The sequence below is a fragment of the Oricola thermophila genome (assembly GCF_013358405.1).
Lineage (GTDB): Bacteria > Pseudomonadota > Alphaproteobacteria > Rhizobiales > Rhizobiaceae > Oricola > Oricola thermophila.
Genome location: NZ_CP054836.1, coordinates 3687791 through 3706182, shown reverse-complemented (window position 1 = coordinate 3706182; position 18392 = coordinate 3687791). Strand labels below are relative to the sequence as shown.

The 18392-nt window shown below is 63.4% G+C and carries 19 protein-coding genes and 1 tRNA gene; 4 read left to right on the top strand and 16 right to left on the bottom strand.

Translation table 11 applies throughout. The features are described 5' to 3' along the window. Nucleotides 1-79: 79 nt before the first annotated feature. Nucleotides 80-865, bottom strand: coding sequence for an SDR family NAD(P)-dependent oxidoreductase (locus HTY61_RS17835; RefSeq protein WP_175278066.1), 786 nt, complete (start codon nt 863-865; stop codon nt 80-82). Between the two features lie 427 nt (nt 866-1292). On the opposite strand from HTY61_RS17835, the gene HTY61_RS17830 reads away from it, so the two are divergent. Further along, nucleotides 1293-2042, top strand: coding sequence for a TetR/AcrR family transcriptional regulator (locus HTY61_RS17830; protein WP_175278065.1), 750 nt, complete (start codon nt 1293-1295; stop codon nt 2040-2042). A gap of 79 nt (nt 2043-2121) precedes the next feature. Here the strand turns inward: HTY61_RS17830 and HTY61_RS17825 are convergent, their stop codons facing one another. Together HTY61_RS17825 and HTY61_RS17820 are read right to left on the bottom strand one after the other, a co-directional pair. Then, the gene (locus tag HTY61_RS17825) at nt 2122-3291 is read right to left on the bottom strand and encodes a CaiB/BaiF CoA transferase family protein (protein ID WP_175278064.1); all 1170 of its coding nucleotides are present in this window, start codon (nt 3289-3291) and stop codon (nt 2122-2124) included. A gap of 36 nt (nt 3292-3327) precedes the next feature. After that, a complete protein-coding gene (locus tag HTY61_RS17820; RefSeq protein WP_175278063.1) occupies nt 3328-4515 on the bottom strand; it encodes an acyl-CoA dehydrogenase in 1188 nt (395 codons plus the stop codon). Between the two features lie 129 nt (nt 4516-4644). Here HTY61_RS17820 and HTY61_RS17815 point away from each other — a divergent pair, with 129 nt between their 5' ends. Together HTY61_RS17815 and HTY61_RS17810 are read left to right on the top strand one after the other, a co-directional pair. After that, complete coding sequence (locus HTY61_RS17815; RefSeq protein WP_175278062.1) at nt 4645-5556, top strand: LysR family transcriptional regulator; 912 nt, start codon at nt 4645-4647, stop codon at nt 5554-5556. 86 nt (nt 5557-5642) lie between these two features. Next, nucleotides 5643-6059 (top strand): PaaI family thioesterase, encoded by a 417-nt coding sequence (locus HTY61_RS17810; protein ID WP_175278061.1) that lies wholly within the window; start codon nt 5643-5645, stop codon nt 6057-6059. Between the two features lie 38 nt (nt 6060-6097). Here HTY61_RS17810 and HTY61_RS17805 read toward each other — a convergent pair whose 3' ends face one another. The 11 genes from HTY61_RS17805 to HTY61_RS17755 form a co-directional block, all read right to left on the bottom strand. Then, nucleotides 6098-6427, bottom strand: a complete 330-nt coding sequence (locus HTY61_RS17805) for an NIPSNAP family protein (protein ID WP_175278060.1) — start codon at nt 6425-6427, stop codon at nt 6098-6100. Nucleotides 6428-6489: 62 nt separating this feature from the next. After that, a complete protein-coding gene (locus HTY61_RS17800) occupies nt 6490-7929 on the bottom strand; it encodes an aldehyde dehydrogenase family protein (protein ID WP_175278059.1) in 1440 nt (479 codons plus the stop codon). Between the two features lie 80 nt (nt 7930-8009). Beyond that, nucleotides 8010-8384: a YciI family protein gene (locus HTY61_RS17795; protein ID WP_175278058.1), complete on the bottom strand. Its 375-nt coding sequence runs from the start codon at nt 8382-8384 to the stop codon at nt 8010-8012. Between the two features lie 87 nt (nt 8385-8471). Further along, nucleotides 8472-9431 carry a Bug family tripartite tricarboxylate transporter substrate binding protein gene (locus HTY61_RS17790; RefSeq protein WP_175278057.1) on the bottom strand — a complete coding sequence of 320 codons (960 nt, stop codon included), beginning with the start codon at nt 9429-9431 and terminating at the stop codon, nt 8472-8474. Between the two features lie 53 nt (nt 9432-9484). Beyond that, nucleotides 9485-10996, bottom strand: a complete 1512-nt coding sequence (locus tag HTY61_RS17785; protein ID WP_175278056.1) for a tripartite tricarboxylate transporter permease — start codon at nt 10994-10996, stop codon at nt 9485-9487. A gap of 4 nt (nt 10997-11000) precedes the next feature. Then, on the bottom strand, nt 11001-11465 hold the full coding sequence (locus HTY61_RS17780; RefSeq protein WP_175278055.1) for a tripartite tricarboxylate transporter TctB family protein: 465 nt from the start codon (nt 11463-11465) through the stop codon (nt 11001-11003). A 24-nt stretch (nt 11466-11489) separates the two neighbouring features. Continuing rightward, a complete protein-coding gene (locus HTY61_RS17775; protein ID WP_175278054.1) occupies nt 11490-12548 on the bottom strand; it encodes an Ldh family oxidoreductase in 1059 nt (352 codons plus the stop codon). Continuing rightward, a complete protein-coding gene (locus tag HTY61_RS17770; RefSeq protein WP_175278053.1) occupies nt 12545-13432 on the bottom strand; it encodes an alpha/beta hydrolase in 888 nt (295 codons plus the stop codon). Before HTY61_RS17770 ends, HTY61_RS17775 begins: the two co-directional genes overlap by 4 nt. Nucleotides 13433-13486: 54 nt before the next feature. Continuing rightward, nucleotides 13487-14044, bottom strand: a complete 558-nt coding sequence (locus tag HTY61_RS17765) for an NADPH-dependent FMN reductase (protein WP_175278052.1) — start codon at nt 14042-14044, stop codon at nt 13487-13489. A 47-nt stretch (nt 14045-14091) separates the two neighbouring features. Next, nucleotides 14092-14997, bottom strand: coding sequence for a VOC family protein (locus HTY61_RS17760; RefSeq protein WP_175278051.1), 906 nt, complete (start codon nt 14995-14997; stop codon nt 14092-14094). A gap of 154 nt (nt 14998-15151) precedes the next feature. Then, the gene (locus tag HTY61_RS17755; protein ID WP_175278050.1) at nt 15152-16000 is read right to left on the bottom strand and encodes a fumarylacetoacetate hydrolase family protein; all 849 of its coding nucleotides are present in this window, start codon (nt 15998-16000) and stop codon (nt 15152-15154) included. A 188-nt stretch (nt 16001-16188) separates the two neighbouring features. Here HTY61_RS17755 and HTY61_RS17750 point away from each other — a divergent pair, with 188 nt between their 5' ends. Then, nucleotides 16189-16962 carry a GntR family transcriptional regulator gene (locus tag HTY61_RS17750; RefSeq protein WP_175278049.1) on the top strand — a complete coding sequence of 258 codons (774 nt, stop codon included), beginning with the start codon at nt 16189-16191 and terminating at the stop codon, nt 16960-16962. Between the two features lie 111 nt (nt 16963-17073). Here HTY61_RS17750 and HTY61_RS17745 read toward each other — a convergent pair. Together HTY61_RS17745 and HTY61_RS17740 are read right to left on the bottom strand one after the other, a co-directional pair. Beyond that, nucleotides 17074-17150, bottom strand: a tRNA-Arg gene (locus HTY61_RS17745). Between the two features lie 56 nt (nt 17151-17206). After that, a complete protein-coding gene (locus HTY61_RS17740; protein ID WP_175278048.1) occupies nt 17207-18373 on the bottom strand; it encodes a M20 aminoacylase family protein in 1167 nt (388 codons plus the stop codon). Nucleotides 18374-18392 lie beyond the last annotated feature (19 nt).

Genomic DNA, 18392 nt, shown 5'->3' with positions numbered 1-18392 from the left:
GTTGCCTTACAAGGAGAATAGAAAGCGACCGCGAGGATGAGACACGGGCGCTCCTGCCCGCGGCCCGGGCCAAACGGGATCAGCGCACGGCCGACTGCCCTCCATCGACCGGCAGGGCGACGCCGGTCGTGTCCCCGGCATCGTCGCTGCAGAAATAGCCGACCGCCGACGCGGTGCTTTCCGCCGACAGGAACCGCTCGGCGACCAGCCGGCGCGCGAGCAGCTTCTCCGCCTCCTCCGGGGAAACGCCCTGCGTCTCCGCGATCAGGGCGGCTTCCTTTTCCAGGCGCGGCGTCATCGTCAGGCCGGGACAGACCGCGTTGCTGGTTACCCCGCTGCCCATCGTCTCCGCGGCGACCGCGCGGGTAAACCCGATCAGTCCGTGCTTGGTCGTGACGTAGCCGGCCCGGTTGGCCGTTCCCACCACGCCGAAAACCGACGAGACATTCACGATCCGCCCCCAGCCATTGTCCAGCATTTGCGGCAGGAACGCCCGCACCAGGTGGAACGGCGCATTCAGGTTGATCGCCAGCGTCTGCTCCCACTCCTCGACGCCCATTTCGAGCACCGTGACGGGCCGGCGCGGCGCCGCGGCGTTGTTAACCAGTATGTCCACCGTGCCGAAACGCTTTCGCGCGGCGGCCACCAGGGCCTCGATGTCCCCGGTACTGGCCAGGTCGGCCGGGTGGAACATCGCCTCTACGCCGTGATCCCGTTCCAGCTGCCGGGAGATGGCCGCCTCGTCCTCCTCTGCACCGAATCCGGTCAGGACGACATTGTTCCCCTGCCGGGCAAGCCGACGGGCAATCGCCAGCCCGATACCCTGAACCGAACCCGTCACAAGCGCGGTGCGCCTAGTCGTCATGTTTTCCCTCCGCCAGTATCATTGGAAACCGCTCCGCCCCCACGAGAGTCCGGGCCACAGCAGCCGCTCCGCACTTTCCGTCGGACCATGCCGCCCGCAAAAACATACATTTATGAATGTTTGTAAGTCAGGCTAGCCCACATGCCCGCAGGGCGCAACTCGTCCGGCCCTGCAAAACCGCTGGAAAATCCCGAACAGCCCTCGGCTGCGCCGAAGAGGCCCGCCGCGTCCCGGCCTCGCCCCGTCGAGCCGGTGCGAGCCGCTGACCACAATTTACTGCGCCCCCAAACCTGTCCCCTGCCTTGACATATGGAGGCATGAACCTCATCAACGGGTGAAAATGGTCCCTACGGCACGCTCGTTTCCGCCGGATATGAAAAGAGACTCATTCCTGAAAAACGAAGCCCAGACCGCAAGAAAACAGACCATGGCGGAAAGAAAAGCAGACGAAATAGGCGAGCCCCCGATCGGCGAGACAAGCAGCTTTGACGGCGGGTCGAAGCGTGGCGGCAGCACGCCGGCGCGTCGCAAGCCGCGTCGCCAGCAGGCCGAACGCAGCGCCAGCACCATCCGCAAACTGCTCGATGCCGCTGTCGATTCCCTGACGAAGGTCGGCTACCAGCATTTGACCGTCGAGCTGATTGCCGCCAATGCAAAGGTCTCGCGCGGCGCCGTCCAGCACCATTTCGGTTCGCGCGAAAACCTCCTCGCTGCCGTGGTCTCCGACCTCGGGCAGGCTCTCACCGCGGGCGATCCGATCGACAACGACCTGCCGCTTCTGAGACGCCTCGACAAGGCGATCGACAGGGACTGGGCGGTGTTCAGCAGCCCTCAGTTCCTCGCGGTCATCCAGATCTGGATGGCCGAGCGGGGAAACGCCAAGCTGTTTCCCCAGATCCAGCTGATGGTCCGCGAAGTGGAGAACTATCTCGACAGCCAATGGGCGAGCGCACTGGAGGATTCCGGCCTGAGCGAAAGGGAAATCGTGGCGCTGCGCCACGTGGTGCTTTCCAGCTTGCGCGGCCTTGCCCTGCGCACCGTGTCGATCGGGTCTAATGCCACCTGGCAAGAGGAACTGGAGATGCTCAAGCGAATGGTCCGCCAGCTCCTGACCGAATCCGGCCCGCATCCCGGTGCCGCCCGGGCGGCAAGCGCGAACCTTCCGGGCCGGGCGTGACGACCGGCCCGGCGTCTTCGCCGCGCCGGTAACGAATTGCGTTGCAATCGCTGCCCGCTTCGCACCCGCGGGCCGGGCGCTACGGCGTTTTGCCGGTCCCGAAGCGCGCATCCCCGCTGCCGAGGACCGGCGCGGCCCGGTCCAGCGCCAGCCTGCTGCGCGAGAACTTCAGCGGCGTGCGCAAACCCGGAACGCCCTCGGGCGATACCACCAGTTCGCGCGCCTTCACCTGCGGGTCGCTCAACGCCTCCTCGACCGAGTTTATGGAACCGCACGGCACGCCCACGGCCCCGAGCGCCGCGACCATGTCTTGCTTGTTTCGTTTCGACGTCCTTTCCGACAGCCGGGCGCAGAGCGCCTCGCGGTTGACCACCCGGCGCGAATTGCTGGCGAAATCCGGATCCTCCTTCAGGTCGTCGAGATCGAGCACCTCGCAAAGTGCATGGAATTGCCGGTCGTTGCCGCAGGCGATGATCAGGTGCCCGTCCAGCGCCGGGAACACCTGGTAGGGCACGATGTTGGGATGCGCATTGCCGAGCCGGCGGGGATTCCGGCCGCCGATGAGATAGTTCATCGCCTGGTTGGCCAGCACGGCGATGGCGCTGTCCAGGAGCGAAAGGTCGATCTGCTGGCCCCTTCCCGATCGCTGCCGCTCGGCAAGCGCCGCCTGGATGCCGATGACCCCGTATAGGCCGGTGAAGATGTCGATCCAGGCAACACCGACTTTCTGCGGCTCGCCATCCGGCTCGCCGGTCAGGTCCATGATCCCTGACATGCCCTGGATCAGGAAGTCGTATCCCGGCTGCGACGCGCGCGGTCCCGTCTGGCCGAATCCCGTGATCGAGGCATAGATCAGCCCCGGATTGGACCTGGCCACGCTCTCGTAGTCCAGGCCGTATTTGGCCAGGCCGCCGACCTTGAAATTCTCGATCAGCACATCCGCATCGTCGATCAGGCTCTTGAGCCTTTCCAGGTCCTCCGGATCGGTCAGGTCGCAGACGATCGAGCTCTTGCCCCGGTTCGCCGCCTGGAAATACGCCGCGACCTCTTCCGTCCCGCCCTTCCCGTCGGGCCGGGTAAAGAAGGGCGGCCCCCAAGTCCTCGTATCGTCGCCCTGCCGGCTTTCGACCTTGATGACCTCCGCACCGAGATCGGCCAGCGTCTGACCGATCCACGGCCCCGCGAGGATACGTGCCAGTTCAACGACCTTCAGTCCGGCCAGCGGCGGCTGTTCGTCGCGAGTTTCCATGTCTGCCTCCCCTGTCTCGGTGAGCGGAAGTACCCGCTAGACGAAAGCCTGGATGCCGGTCTGCGCACGGCCGAGGATCAGTGCGTGGACGTCATGCGTCCCCTCGTAGGTATTCACGGTTTCGAGATTCTGGGCATGCCGCATCACGTGGAAACCGATATGGATGCCGTTGCCACCATGCATGTCGCGAGCCATGCGCGCAATATCCAGTGCCTTGCCGCAATTGTTGCGTTTCACCACCGAGACCATTTCGGGCGCAAGGCGGCCGTCATCCATGAGCCGGCCGACCCGCAGGCTGGCCTGAAGCCCCAGCGCGATCTCCGTCTGCATGTCGGCCAGCTTCTTCTGGTAGAGCTGCGTTGCCGCCAGCGGGCGATCGAACTGCTTGCGTTCGAGACCATACGCGCGCGTCCGGATCCAGCAGTCCTCGGCCGCCCCCATGGCGCCCCAGCTGATGCCGTAGCGCGCCCGGTTGAGACAGCCGAACGGGCCTTTCATGCCCTCGACGAGCGGCAGCAGGGCATCCTCGCCGACCTCGACGTCATCCATGATGATTTCGCCGGTGATCGATGCCCTGAGCGAAAGCTTGCCATCGATCTTCGGCGCCGACAGGCCTTTCATGCCCTTTTCGAGTATGAAGCCGCGCACCTTCCCGCCATGCGCATCCGACTTTGCCCAGACGACGAACACATCCGCGATGGGCGCATTGGTGATCCATGTTTTCGAACCGGTCAGCCGGTAGCCGTTCGCCGTCTTGACCGCACGCGTCTTCATCCCGCCGGGATCGGATCCGGCATCCGGTTCCGTAAGCCCGAAGCAACCGATCAATTCGCCCGAAGCCAGCCCCGGCAGGTATTTCTGTTTCTGCTCCTCCGAGCCGTATTCGTGGATCGGATGGATTACCAAGCTCGACTGGACGGACATCATCGAACGGTAGCCGGAATCGACGCGCTCTATCTCGCGCGCCACGAGGCCATAGGCGACATAGGACGCGCCCGCGCCTCCATACCGTTCGGGCAGCGTCACGCCCAGCAGGCCGCACTCGCCCATTTCGCGGAAAACTTGCGGATCGGTGACCTCGTCTGCGTAAGCCCGCTCGATGCGTGGCAGAAGCCGATCCGACGCATAGGCCGCCGCGCTGTCGCGGATCATTCGCTCGTCCTCGGCCAACTGCGTTTCGAGCAAGAAAGGATCAGCCCATGAAAAGTCTTGTCCACCCGCCATTGCGTGGTCTCCGGTTTGGTCGAGCCCTGCGCCAGCCGCCATAACAGGCTGACAAGTTCATGCATAAAAACTTTGAAGTTGCAGATAAACGGCCTAAAATCGCATCACCTGATGCATTTTGTGAATGTTATGCGCCCTCGCCGTTTTCTGCCCTCTGTCACTCAGCTGCTCGCTTTCGAGGCCGTCATGCGTCACAAGACCGTCACCTCGGCTGCCGGAGAGCTGAACCTGACCCAGAGCACCGTCAGCCGCTTGGTCAACAATCTCGAACACCAGCTGGGCCAGGCCCTGTTCGTTCGTGAACGAAAACGGCTGCATCCGACCGATGCAGCCCTCGCCTACAGCCGCAACGTGACGCAGGCACTCGACATCATCCAGCGCGCGAGCATGTCGCTCGTCGCCAATCCCGGCGGCGGCTCCCTGTCGCTGGCCGTGCTGCCGATATTCGGCACACGTTGGCTCAGCCCGAGACTGGGGCAATTTCTCGATACGAACCCCGGCATCTCGATGACCCTTGCCACCCGCATCCAGCGTTTCAGTTTCGAGCACGAAGCCTTCGATGCGGTCATATTCTTCGGCGAGGCCGATTGGGCGGGCGCAAATCACAGCAGGCTGTTCGAGGAACACATCACCGCTTGCGCGTCGCCCGCCTTTCTCGAGCGCCATCCGGTCAGCGACGCCAGCGACCTCGCAGGCCTGCCGCTTCTGCAACTCGAATCCAGGCCGAACGCATGGAACGTCTGGTTCCGGGCGCAAGGCGCGGCGATGCCCAAGACATCGGGAATGCTGATGGACCAGTTTTCCATGATGATACAGGCGGCGATTTCCGGCCTTGGCATCGCCCTGCTTCCCGACTACCTCGCAAGGACCGAGATCGAGGAAGGGCGACTGGCGCCGATACTGCGAACGGGCGTGCCGGGGACCGGCAGCTATTGGCTGGCATGGCCCAAGGTAAAGGACGACTACCAGCCCCTGCGCGCCTTTCGCGACTGGATCGTGCGTTGCGCCGAAGGCGGAAAACCCAGCCATCCGGATCTGTAGAAGACGAGAAATCGCTTTGTTTTACGGTTGTGCGAAATCGGCCAGAACGCTATGAAAGAATAGCATTTTCAATGGATTAGAACTTCATGAGCGATGTTTTCTCACGGTTTCCTCCACCGCCCTCCGCCCGGTTGCTGGGTTGGGAACTTGTCTCGGAACGCCCCGATATCGGCGAGATAGAAATCGCCTTCAATCCCGACGAGCGCATGATCAATCCGCACGGCACGGTCCAGGGCGGTTTTATCGCCGCAATGCTGGATGAGGCCATGGGGCCGGCGCTGCTGTCGATGACCAAGGGCGCCTTCGCGGCCTCCACCCTCGACCTGACGGTGAGCTACATCAGGCCGGTCAGTCCCGGTCGCGTGATCGCCAAGGGCCGCGTGATCAGGCACGGCAGATCGGTCGCCTATCTCGAGGCCGAATTGTACGAACCCGGCGGGCGGCTGCTTGCCCGCGCCACATCAACCGCGCTGCCGGTGACCATAGACCCGGACGCGGCCTGATACCGGCAAGCCCCGCCGGCCGGGAGGATGTCTCGCGGCTATAGTTTCGGCGAAAACGCGGTCGGCGCGACAAGCTGGCTCGACACGTTCGCGACAACTTCGCCATACTTGGCGAAGTGGGCCTTGCGGGCTTCTATCCATTCCGGGTCCACCATGAATTCAGACCATTTGCGCTCCCGCTCGTCGAGCGTTTTCCAGGCGAGAAAATAGGTGAGATCGTTGTTCGACTCGCCGATTACGGTCGTGAAAAACGCCACCGGCTCGATACCGAGACGCTTCCAGATACCCAGCGTCGTCTGTTCGAAACGCTCGAGCAATGCCGGAAGGCCGCCCGGAATGCAGCGATATACCCGCATCTCGTAGATCATCGATTTTCTCCCCTGCACGCCCTTCGCGGCAATCGAAGGTACAACCTCGCCAGATATTCAAGTCAGACCGGTAGCTGATATGCGGTCTTGACGGTCGTGAAGAACTCCGCCGCGTAGCGTCCCTGCTCGCGGGAACCGTGGCTTGATCCCTTGCGCCCGCCGAAAGGCACGTGGAAATCGACGCCTGCCGTCGGCAGGTTGATCATCACCATCCCGGCCTGCGCCTCGCGCTTGAAGTGCGACGCGTGCTTGAGGCTCGTCGTGCAAATGCCCGCCGACAGGCCGAACGGCGTGTCGTTGGCGATCGAAAGAGCCTCATCGTAATCCTTCACCCGGATGACGCATGCGACCGGCCCGAAAATTTCTTCGCGCGAAATGCGCATCTGGTTGGTCGTTTCAGTGAAAAGTGCCGGTTGCAGATAGAAACCCGGCGTTCGCCGGTTGAGGCGTTCGCCGCCGAAAGCGAGCTTCGCCCCCTCAGCCGTGCCGATTTCGATATAGTCCAGATCCCGCTCAAACTGCCCCTGATCCACAACCGGCCCGATGTCGGTGCCGGGCAGCAGCGCGTTGTCGACAACGAGGCGGCCAAGGCGCTCGATCAGTGCGGAGACGAACCTGTCATGAATGCCATCGGTCACGATGAGGCGCGACGAGGCGGTACAGCGCTGCCCGGTCGAAAAGAAGGCGCCATTGACCGCGCATTCAACCGCGGTGTCCAGATCGGCATCGTCCAGCACGACCAGCGGATTCTTGCCGCCCATTTCGAGCTGGATCTTTCTCAGATGCGTCGCCGAAGCAACGGCCAGATGCCGGCCAGTCTGCTGAGAACCGGTGAAAGTGAGCGCATCGATATCCGGACTGTCCACCATCGCCTGGCCGACGACGGACCCCTTGCCCATGACCAGGTTGAGAACCCCTTCGGGAAGCCCGGCGCGGTGCAGGATATCGACAAGGGCCCAGGCCGAGCCAGGAACCAGTTCGGCCGGCTTGAACACCACGGTGTTGCCGTAGCACAGCGCCGGCGCGATCTTCCAAGCGGGAATGGCAATCGGAAAATTCCACGGCGTGATGACGCCGATGACCCCGACCGGCTCGCGCGTGATCTCGACGCCGACGCCGGGGCGTATCGAGGGAACCAGCTCCCCGGAAAGCCTCAATGCCTCATTGGCGAAGAAATCGAATATCTGCCCGGCGCGCACCGTTTCCGCGATTCCCTCGGCAAGCGTCTTGCCCTCTTCGCGCGAAAGCAGCCGCCCCAGTTCCTCCTTGCGGGCGAGAATCTCGTCCGCCGCCTTGCGCAACACCGCGTTGCGTTCAAGCGGCCCGGACCGCGCCCAGCCGGGAAAAGCGGCTTTTGCCGCCGCAATCGCCGACCGGGCGTCGTCCGCCGTCCCACGCGCATAATGGCCGATAACGTCATCGGTATCGGAAGGATTGATATTGGCTACGGCTTCGCCGCCAGCCCACTCGCCGGCAATCAGATTCCTGTGCAACTCGTTCATGTGTCATTCCCTGGCGGCCGCTCATGCCGGCCGGTGGCAAGCGATGGAATTCTCGTGTTTCGGGTGCCCGGCTGTCGGGTTCAATCGACGATCGCGACGCTCTGGTCGGAATACCGGATCGTTACGGTCATCGAGCCCTCGTTCATCACCCATTTCCGGATCGTGTAGCTGCGCAATCCCGCGGCATGGAGCGGGTCGGCATCGGCCAGCGCCCGCGCCTCGTCGTATGAACGAGCGCGCAGTATGATCATGCCGCCTGACGGAAGGTCGTCTCCTTCCTCATATACAGGTCCGGCACCGAACAGCTTGCCCTCGCGCTCCAGCCTGACCTGGTATTCCAGGTGCCTTGGCAATAGCCGCTGTATTTCCGGCGATCGCGCAGGCGTCGTGTTTACGACGAAGAACTCCTGCCGGAGCATGTCTGCCGTCAACTGGTCTGGTGTCATTTCGCTCATCGCCCGGTCCCTGGCAGTTGACCCGTTTTGGTCGGATTTGCATGTGCCAAGGCCCGCCGGCGGACCGGCGGACCAGCCTCTCCGGTATCAGCGCTTCTCGATACCGGATGCCTCGACGACCTTCTTCCAGACCTCGATCTGGCGCGCGATCATCCCGCGCATGTCCTCACCCGAAGAAGGCGAAGGTCTGGCGCCCAGCGCCGAGATGCGTTCCGCGACGTCCGGCATGGCCAGGGCGGCATGAACCGAGGCGCGAACCTTGTCGGCGATCTCGCCGGAGACGCCCGCCGGCATGCCGACCCCGGTCCACGAAACGATGTCGATGTCCGGCGCGACCGTTTCGGCAAGCGTCGGCACATCCGGCTGGGACGGCCAGCGATCCTTCGAGGTCACCGCCAGAATGTCGAATTCACCGGCATCGGCCTGCGGCGAGATGACGGTCCCGGTATCGATAACCAGGTCAACCTCGCCGCCCAGCAGCGCGGTCGCCGCCGCGGCACCACCCTTGTAGGGGACGTGGATGAACTCGGCGCCCGTCTCCAGGTCCAGCAATTCGCCCGACAGGTGCTGGGTCGAACCGACACCCGAATGTCCGATCTTGATCGTGTTGGGCGCCGCCTTAGCTTTGGCGATCACGTCCTCGATGGACTCGTAGGCACCGGCACGCGCGGCGACGAAGAACGGAAACTGGCCGATCGTGGAGACAAAGGTGAAGTCCTCCAGCGGATCAAACGGCTGCGACTTGTACAGAGCCGCCGACACGGCATGGCCGCCTACCATTAGCTGGATGGTGTAACCGTCCGGGTCGGATTTTGACACGAAATCGGAAGCCACGTTTCCGCCTGCACCGGGCTTCGATTCTACCACGACCGGCTGTCCCAGACTCTTCGTCATTGGTTCGGCCAGGATGCGTGCGACCGTGTCGGCATTGCCGCCGGCGCCAAAGCCGATGATGAAACGGATCGAACGCGACGGATAGTCGTCCGCCTGTGCCGTGCCCGCTGCCAGTCCGACGACCGACAGTGCCAATAGCAGTTTCTTCAGCATGATGTTCCTCCCTTGATAGATGGTCTGACTTGAATTCGAAGGCCTCAGACCGATTAAGGCCCGCTATCTCCCGGTGGGGATCTCGACGAATCTCGATGTGTTCTGAACGCGGAAAACGCGGTGAATGCGATCAGCGCAACCACGAAGAACACCAGCGTGGCGCTGATGGGACGGGTGACAAAGACGGAAAAATCCCCGCCATGAAGAAGCATGGTCCGGCGGAAATTGTCTTCCAGCATCGGCCCGAGCACGAAGCCCAGAAGGACTGGCGCCGGTTCGAACCGGAACCGCTTCATCACATAGCCGAGCAGCCCGAACGCCAGCGTCATGATCACGTCGAGCCCGCTATTGCGGTGAGAATAGACGCCCACGCAGATCAGCAGGACGATGGCCGGGTAGAGCCGGTGGTAGGGAATGCTCAGCAGGCGGACCCACAGTCCGATCAGGGGAATGTTGATGATCAGCAGGATGATGTTGCCGACGAAGAAGCTGGCGATCACGCCCCAGAAAAGGGTCGGCTGATCGACGATCAGACGCGGGCCGGGAACTATCCCGTTCAGGATCAGCGCACCGATGATCAGTGCCAGAACGGCATCGCCGGGAATGCCCAGCGTCAGCGTCGGGATAAAGCTGGTCTGTGCCGCGGCGTTGTTGGACGCTTCGGGCGCGGCCAGCCCTGGCAGGTGGCCCTTGCCGAATTTTTCCGGTGTGCGGGACAAGCGGCGCTCCACCGCGTAGGCCATGAAGGAAGCGATTGCCGCGCCCGTGCCCGGCAATGCGCCGAAGAAGGCACCCGTCGTCGCGCCGCGTGTCACGGGTCCCCCCATCTCGCGGATCTCTGCCCAGCTGGGAAAGATGTCCTTGAAGGACAGGTTGATCGTCGGGCGCACCGTTGCCTTGGCGCCCGCGTTCTTGATGATCTCGGACACACCGAAGAGTCCCATCGCGAGGGAGACCAGGCTGATCCCGTCCGCGAGCGACTCGGTGGCAACGAAACGGTACTGGCCCGTGGTCGCGTCCGCGCCGACCATTCCCAGCGCAATCCCGAGCAGGGCCATGGCAAAGGCACGCATCTGCGAGCCCGAACTGATCAGCGACGCGGCGATCAGCCCGAGCATGACGAGCATCGTGTATTCGGGGGCGCCGAACTTCAGCGCGAAGGCGGCCATTGGGATAGCGACAAGGACCACGGCCGCCACGCCGATCATGCTGCCGACGAAGGAAGACAGCGCCGTCACCAGCAGCGCGAATCCGGCACGCCCGCCCTGCGCCAGCGGATAGCCCTCAAGGCAGGTGACGACCGAGGACGGCGTCCCCGGCAGGTTGAGCAGGATGGAGGCGATGGCGCCGCCATATTGCGAGCCGTAGTAGATCCCGGCGAGGAGGATCACGGAACTGGTCGGGTCGAGGTAGAAGGTGACCGGCAGAAGAAGCGAGATCGCCGTGATCGCGCCGACGCCGGGCAGCACGCCGATCACCTGCCCGAGCAATACGCCGAGGAAGGCGTACATCAGCACGCCGGGCTGCAGGACGACGGAGAGGCCTAGCATGAACTGCTCGGTCATCGCTTCACCTCCCGAACACAGACAGGGGCAGGCCGAGCGCCACGATGAACAGGAACCAGCCCGCCAGGGTGACCGCGGACGAATAGATCAGTATTCCCGGCAGCCTTGTTCGGTTGTCGGCCAGCATGGACACGGCAACCGCGCAGAACATCGCCGGCACCAAGCCGGCCGGCTCTATCAGGACGACGAAGATCGCGATCGCGGCAGACACGAAGCCGAGCGCCCGAAACTGCATCGGCCCGGCATCGAAGGCCTCCATCCCGCGCAGATCCGCCAGCACGATCACCGCCCCGAACAGCATGATCCCGGCACTGATGAGATGCGGCATGTATCCGGGGCCCATCTGCACGACGGTTCCGGCCGGGTAGGACCAGGAGATCGCCAGCATCGCCGCGCCGAATGCGACCAGCGCCGCGCCGCCGGTGACGCGTCGCCACAGGGGCACCTCCGTGCTTTGGGCTTTCTGCAATCTGTCCTCCTCCCGGCAAGCTTGCTAGTTCGTGTCCGCGCCCGAGGGCGGCGGGTTTTCCAGAGGCTTCGGAATCTCGACCCCGAGGCGCTCCGCCAGCCGGGCGAGCCTCCTTTCGGTTCCGGCAGCCATCGGAATGCCTTCCCTGATGCGCTTCTCGGCCATGGTGAATCCGCGCTCGCCCGGCATCAGGATGTGGTCCGTTCCCGGCGAGCGGGGCAGAGCGCGAATTCGGTCCGCCACGCGCTCGACCTCGTCGCGGAACGCCTCCGGCGCTCCGAATGCCGACAGTCTGATCGCGATTGCCGCGCCGTTCATCCGGGCCTCCTCGCCATCGAGGATGGCGGCGATTACCGGGTTCGACACCAGGATGCTCGAAAGTACCTCGACCATCAGAGACAGGCCCGAGCCCTTGGGCCCGCCGAGCGGCGTCACGGTCGAGACCGCGTTCGGATCGGTAGTGGGACGGCCGTCTGCATCGAGCCCCCATCCCTCGGGGATCGCGACGCCCGCGTCGCGGGCGGCAAGGATCTTCCCGAGCGCGACGGTCGAAGTCGACATGTCGAGCAGGAGCGGACGGTCCCGCCCCGGTGCCGCGATCGCCAGCGGATTGGTCGAGACACCCGCGACAGCCGAGCCATGATAGGCCATCAGCGGGCCGGAGGCCGTCATGACGATTCCGATGCAGTCCTGCCGCGCGGCCTCCAGCGCGTAGTAGCCGATGGCGCCGGCATGCGAGATGTTTCGCGCCGAACACCACCCTATGCCGCTGGCGAAGGCGTTGCGGACAGCTTCCTCCATCGCCATCGACATCGAGGAACCGCCCGGCGCCCGATCGGCTTCCAGGATGGAAATGGCACCTTCACGCCTGACGACGGCAGGTTCGGCAACAGGGTTTATCCTGCCCTGCTCCACCATCTCGAGATAGCGCGGGATCCGGAGCACGCCATGAGACTCCGCACCGCGCGCATTGGCCCAGACCAGCACGCTGGCGGTCTTCTCGGCGTGAGGCGCGGCGAACCCGCCGGCTGCGAGGAGCGTGGCGGCGTATTGCTCGAGGTCCGTTGCGCGATACGTGCTCATTTCGCGTTCGCAAGCGGCGTGGGAAAGAACTTGTCGAGCCACGCCTTCACCAGGATCCGCGTGTAGGGAGCGTCCTCCTCCGACAGCGGGAAATGGGAAACGCCGGTCGGGATCATCAGCTCGGCATTCTTGCCGGCCTTCTCGAACAGCCGGATCGACTGCTCCATGGGCGTGATGACGTCGCCGGCCGTGTGGAACAGGAGCAGAGGCCTTGGCGCGATGTCGGCGACGACGTCCTCTGCCCTGAACTTGTACATGCTGAACGCCGTCTCGACCGGAACCTCGAACTGCGCCTTGGGCGACAGGTTCTTGCGCAACTCCTCGGGAATGGGAACGACATCGAAGCGTGAGACCCAGAGGCTCTCGCCTGTCTCTTCCTTCTGCCGGCGCCCCCTTTCGAGGAGGTCGGTGAACCTTGCCCAGGCTTCCGGCGTGGGGTGCTGGCCGCGGAACTTGCGCTCGCCGTCACCCCAGCCGCAGAACGACATCACGCAGGCGATACGCTCGTCGATGCCGCCAGCGAAGATCGCCACCGCCGCGCCGAAGCTATGGCCGGTGACGCCAATCCTCTCGGGATCGACCTCTTCGCGCTCGGCGATGAAGGAAAGTGCGTTCTTGGTATCGGCCACCTGGTCGAAGCACCGGACTTCGCCGCGCGCCCCCTCGCTCTCGCCGCAACCGCGGAAGTCGATCCGGAACACGCAGTAGCCGAATTCCTCGAGCATCCGGGAAAGGAGCTCGACATGCGACTTGTCCTTGGTACCCACGAAACCGTGGAGGACGATGAACGTCGGAAGCCGCTGGCCGGGCTTTCTGCCCTCGGGCACGTGCAGCACGCCTGCCAGTTTCAGGCCGTCCGACATGAAGTTGAGAGGATATTCCATCTTGCTTTCCCGTTGTCGGTCACGGTTCGGGCGCGGATCGCCCAACCGGCTTGCTCAGTCGCTCCTGCACGCGTTGGCGAATTCCATGAACCTGGCGAGATGAGCCCGCAGGAAGGCTTCCGTGTCGGCATGGACAATGCGGCTCTCGGCGACATCAACCTTCGACTTCGCCAGCGCGACCTGCACTTCGGGCTTGGCCATGATCCTGGCGTCCTGGCTGTGGAGTACCTGGCGCAGCCCCTCGTGCAGCCGTGCGCCCCCCAGCGCCCCGGGAGACACGCTCCAGATGGCGACGGGCTTGCCTTCCAGCGGGTTTGGGCTGATGCGGGACAGCCAGTCGATGGCGTTCTTCAACACGCCGGGAAACGACCAGTTGTATTCCGGCGTAACGATCAGCACCGCATCCGACGCCCTGATGGCCGCCTCCAGCGTGCCGACGCTCTCCGGAAGGCCCTCGTCGAGGACATCCTGGTTGAACAGGGGCAACGTGCCCGGGCTCGGGAGCATTTGCGCCGCGAGGCCGTCCGGCGCGAGACCCGGCGCGGAGCGTGCGACCGCGCGGGACAGGGATGCCTTGCGAAGCGACCCCTCGAGGATACCTACCGAAGTCATGAAACTCATTTTTCCCTTGTTGTCGGATCAGTCGAATTCCGGCCGCCTCAGGCAGCGGGCCGGGCAAACGGAAACTTGTGCTCCAGCCAGACGGCGGGCGCCGGGGTACCCCAGACATTCATGACGCGCACATTTTCCGGGCGCTTGAGCGCGGTGATCACATTGGGCTCAAAGGCTTCGTCATCGGCGATTGCCGCCATGCCGCCGGAACATTCAACCATCGCGCCGCAGGCATCGACGTAATAGGCGTAAGTGTTGTCACCCGGCCGATGCCGGCCCGGCCCCCAGATGAACTCCTTGTCGATCTGGTCGAGGCGATCGCCCAGCCGGCAATAATCTGAAAATTCGGCCAGCTCGAACGAGTAGTGGTGCAACCCGGTGTCGCCGCGCACGATACCGAGGATATGGTGAAGCCGATTGCCGCCGCGCATCCAGCTCAAACCGTCATCGACCATCCGCTCGGAGAGCTTCAGCCCCATGATTTCCTGCAGCTGAGCACGCGTTTCAGCCGGCTCGGGCGAGGTGATGTTGACATGGTCCAAGCGCAGCGGACCGACACCCGCGCCGTAGTGACGCCGCCTGGTGATGTCGTCCTTGACCGGGGTGTGTATCTCGAATGTGTGGCCTTGCGGGGTGACGAATACGACGCCGGCCGCGCAGCAATCCAGACTTGGCCGCTCCGAAACGATGCGGCAACCCACGGCCGGGATCCGGCGCGCCGCCTCTTCCACGGCCGCCTCGGAGACCGCTTCAAAACCTACCGAGCGAACCGAGTTCTCCTCGAAATCGTGCAAGACGAGCTCTGCCTCGCGACCGTTCGACGAAAGCCATGTCGCGGTATCGTCGTTTCGCGTCACGTGCAGTCCGAGAACATTCGTCGCCTCTTCGACGAGCGCCTCCCGAACGGTCACGTTAAGCTGAACATGTCCGATCGTGTTCACGAGATAGCTCATAACCCCTCCCAACTCGTCTCCCGAGATCCAACGCCCCTCTAGCATGCAGGCTCTCAAACTGCAATAAATTTCGAAAATCTAGGCTTCATTGAAACATTGGGCATTTTTCTGAGGGCAAAAGCCGCAGCGCGGTGCACCGACGAGTCGCGGCAAATCAGCCGGCTTCGTCTTCGACAGGATTGGACAGAACGCCAATTCCCTCGATCTCGACATCGACGACATCGCCCGCCGACAGGAATTCCTGCGGCGTTCTGGTGGAGCCGAAGCCCTTGCACGTGCCCGTCACGATGACATCGCCGGCATTGAGAACCGTGAACGTCGAGATGTAGGAAACCAGATAGGGCACGTCGAAAATCATGCGGGACGTGTCGGTTCGCTGCTTCTCGACTCCATTGACGCGCGTGACCAGAGACAGCCCACCGCCGGACAGGGAGATCTCGTCCGCGGTGACCATGCACGGCCCGAATGCACCCGTGCCCTGGAAGTTCTTGCCGGGGGTGAACTGGTGACTGTGCTTCTGCCAGTCCCGCACGCTGCCGTCATTGTAGATCGAGTACCCGGCCACATGCGCCATGGCATCGCCGCGCGCGATATGGCGGCCGGGCTTGCCGATTATCACTGCAAGCTCTCCCTCGAAATCGAGCTTTTCGGAAACGCGGGGTTTGACCAGCGGAGCCCTGTGACCGATTTGCGATGACGGCAAACGCAGGAAAAGTACCGGATAGGCAGGAGGGTTTGATCTGTCATCGCCCTCTTCGAAATAGTTCAGCGCGGCCATGACGATCTTCGAGGGATTGGGAATAACCGGCTCCAGCACGGCATCTTCCATGGCGAGATCCGGCTTCATGTCCAGAAACAGGTGACTGTCCGGAAAGCCTACCTCGATATAGGACCGCAAGTCCGGACACGTCCCGCAGATACGGTTTCCCTTCACGATGCCGCCATCTTCCGTCAAAGCTCCCCAGGCAGAAACTCCGGAATCCATAAACGACACGTACCTCATTCGAACCTCCGCCTTTTTTTCGAAAGATTTTGTATAATGGAAAATTGGTCAATGGGAAGCCACAAGGATCACCTCGCGGAATGACGTTACGTTGTGATAGGGATGCCCCAGCGGCTTGAGCCGCTACAAAGAGCCTTTCGAAACAGCGCGGGTCGCGGAAAATTATTTCTTCGAAAAAATGATAATTATTGAATATCCACACCGGGTGTAATATGACGGCCGGCACACGAATCAACCGCCGCCGCGAGGATTTCGACCTGAATATCGAACCCAAAAAGTCAGGGCAGCGCGACCTCACGAGGACCGGGTCCTCTGCCGGACAGGATATCGTATCGCGCCTGAGGGCGGATATCGTCAGCAATGTGTTCCTGCCGGAAGCCAAGCTGAAGTTCGCGGAACTGACTAAACGCTATGATGTCGGCATCGGCACCTTGCGCGAAGCCCTGTCCCAGCTCGTCTCGGAGGGTTTCGTAACGCTGGAATCCGGAAAGGGATTCAAGGTCGCCAGGGTTTCACGCGAGGAACTGCTGGAGATCACCGATCATTTCGTGGACCTCGAAAAACGCGCCATTGCGGATGCGATCGAACATGGCGACGATGTCTGGGAGAGCCAGATCGTCGCCGCGCACCACCGCCTCAGCCTGATCGAGAACCTGCCCTGGCCGGAGAGAATGGAACGCCACGCCGAATGGCTGCAGCGGCATCGGGAATTCCACGAGTCGCTCGTATCGGCCTGCCAGGGATACTGGCTGTTCAGGCTTCGCTCGATGATGTTCGATCAGCTGGATCGCTACCGATTTCTTTCCAAAATGACCCCGGAAGGTCTCGGCAAGCAGAAATCGAAGGAGCACAGGCTCATCATGCAGGCAACGCTGGACCGGGATGCCGCCAAGGCCATGGAATTGATCGAACACCATATCCGCGACACCACGAACGCCGGAATGGCGCATTTCGGAGACTGACTGTGCAAGTTGCCTCCGTGCGTTTCGGCCCGATCGCACCCGGTTGAAAGCCGACCGACGAGGCATGTCCCGAGACCAGGCGGCTCCCGGTCAAATGTCGTGAAGAACAACTGGCGATCCCGACAGGATTCGAACCTGTGACCCTCAGATTAGGAATCTGATGCTCTATCCTGCTGAGCTACGGGACCGCGCGAAGCGCTAGATAACAAAACCCGGCGGCTTTGAAAACCGGCAAGTGACGCCCTCAGACGGCCTTGCCGTTGGCCTCGGCCAGCGCCACCCAGTAGCTGATGCCGAGCGGGATGATCTCGTCGTTGAAATCGTAGGCCGGGTGATGCAGCCCCGCCGAATCGCCGTTGCCGATCAGGATCATCGCACCCGGCCGCGCCTCCAGCATGTAGGCGAAATCCTCGCCGCCCATCATCGGCCGCGCCTCGGTCTCGACCGCGTTCTCGCCGGCGACCTCGCGCGCCACCCGGGCGCAGATGTCGGCCTCGGCTGAGTGGTTGACCGTCACCGGATAGCCCCGCCGCCAGGTGACTTCCGCCGTCGCGCCATGGGCTGCGGCGACGTTCTCCGACAGCGCCTTGAGGCGGCGCTCGCCGAGCTCCCGGTTCTCCGGCGACAGCGTGCGCACCGTGCCCGCGATCTCCGCCTCCTCGGGAATGACGTTGTGCGCCGAGCCTGCGTGGAACTGCGTCACCGAGACCACGATGGACGACACCGGGTCGACATTGCGCGAGGCGATGGTCTGCAGCGCCTGGACGAGCTGCGCGCCGACGACGATCGGGTCGATTGTCTGGTTCGGCCAGGCGGCATGGCCGCCGCGCCCCGTGATTCGCACCCGGAACTCGTCGGTTGCCGCGAAGAACGGCCCGGTGCGGATCGAGAACTGCCCGACCGGCAGGTTCGGCATGTTGTGCATGCCGTAGACGCGGTCGATGCCGAAACGGTCCATCAGCCCGTCCTCGACCATCTCGCGGCCACCGCCGCCGCCCTCCTCCGCCGGCTGGAAGACGACGACCACCGTGCCGGCGAAATTGCGCGTCTCGGCAAGATGCTGCGCCGCGCCGAGCAGCATGGCGGTATGCCCGTCATGGCCGCAGGCATGCATCTTTCCGGGCACGGTGGACGCGTAGTCCCTGCCGGTCATCTCGCTGATCGGCAGCGCGTCCATGTCGGCGCGCAGGCCGAGAGTCTCGCCGGGGCCGCGGCTGCCCCTGATGACACCGACGACGCCGGTGCGCCCGAGCCCGGTCACCACCTCGTCGCAGCCGAAGGATTTCAGCTTCTCCTCCACGAAGGCCGCGGTCTGGTGTACGTCGAACAGAAGTTCGGGATGGCGGTGCAGGTGCTGCCGCCAGGCAGCGACTTCCGCCTGCATGTCATGGGCACGGTTGAGTATCGGCATTCATCTTGTCCCTGGTGGT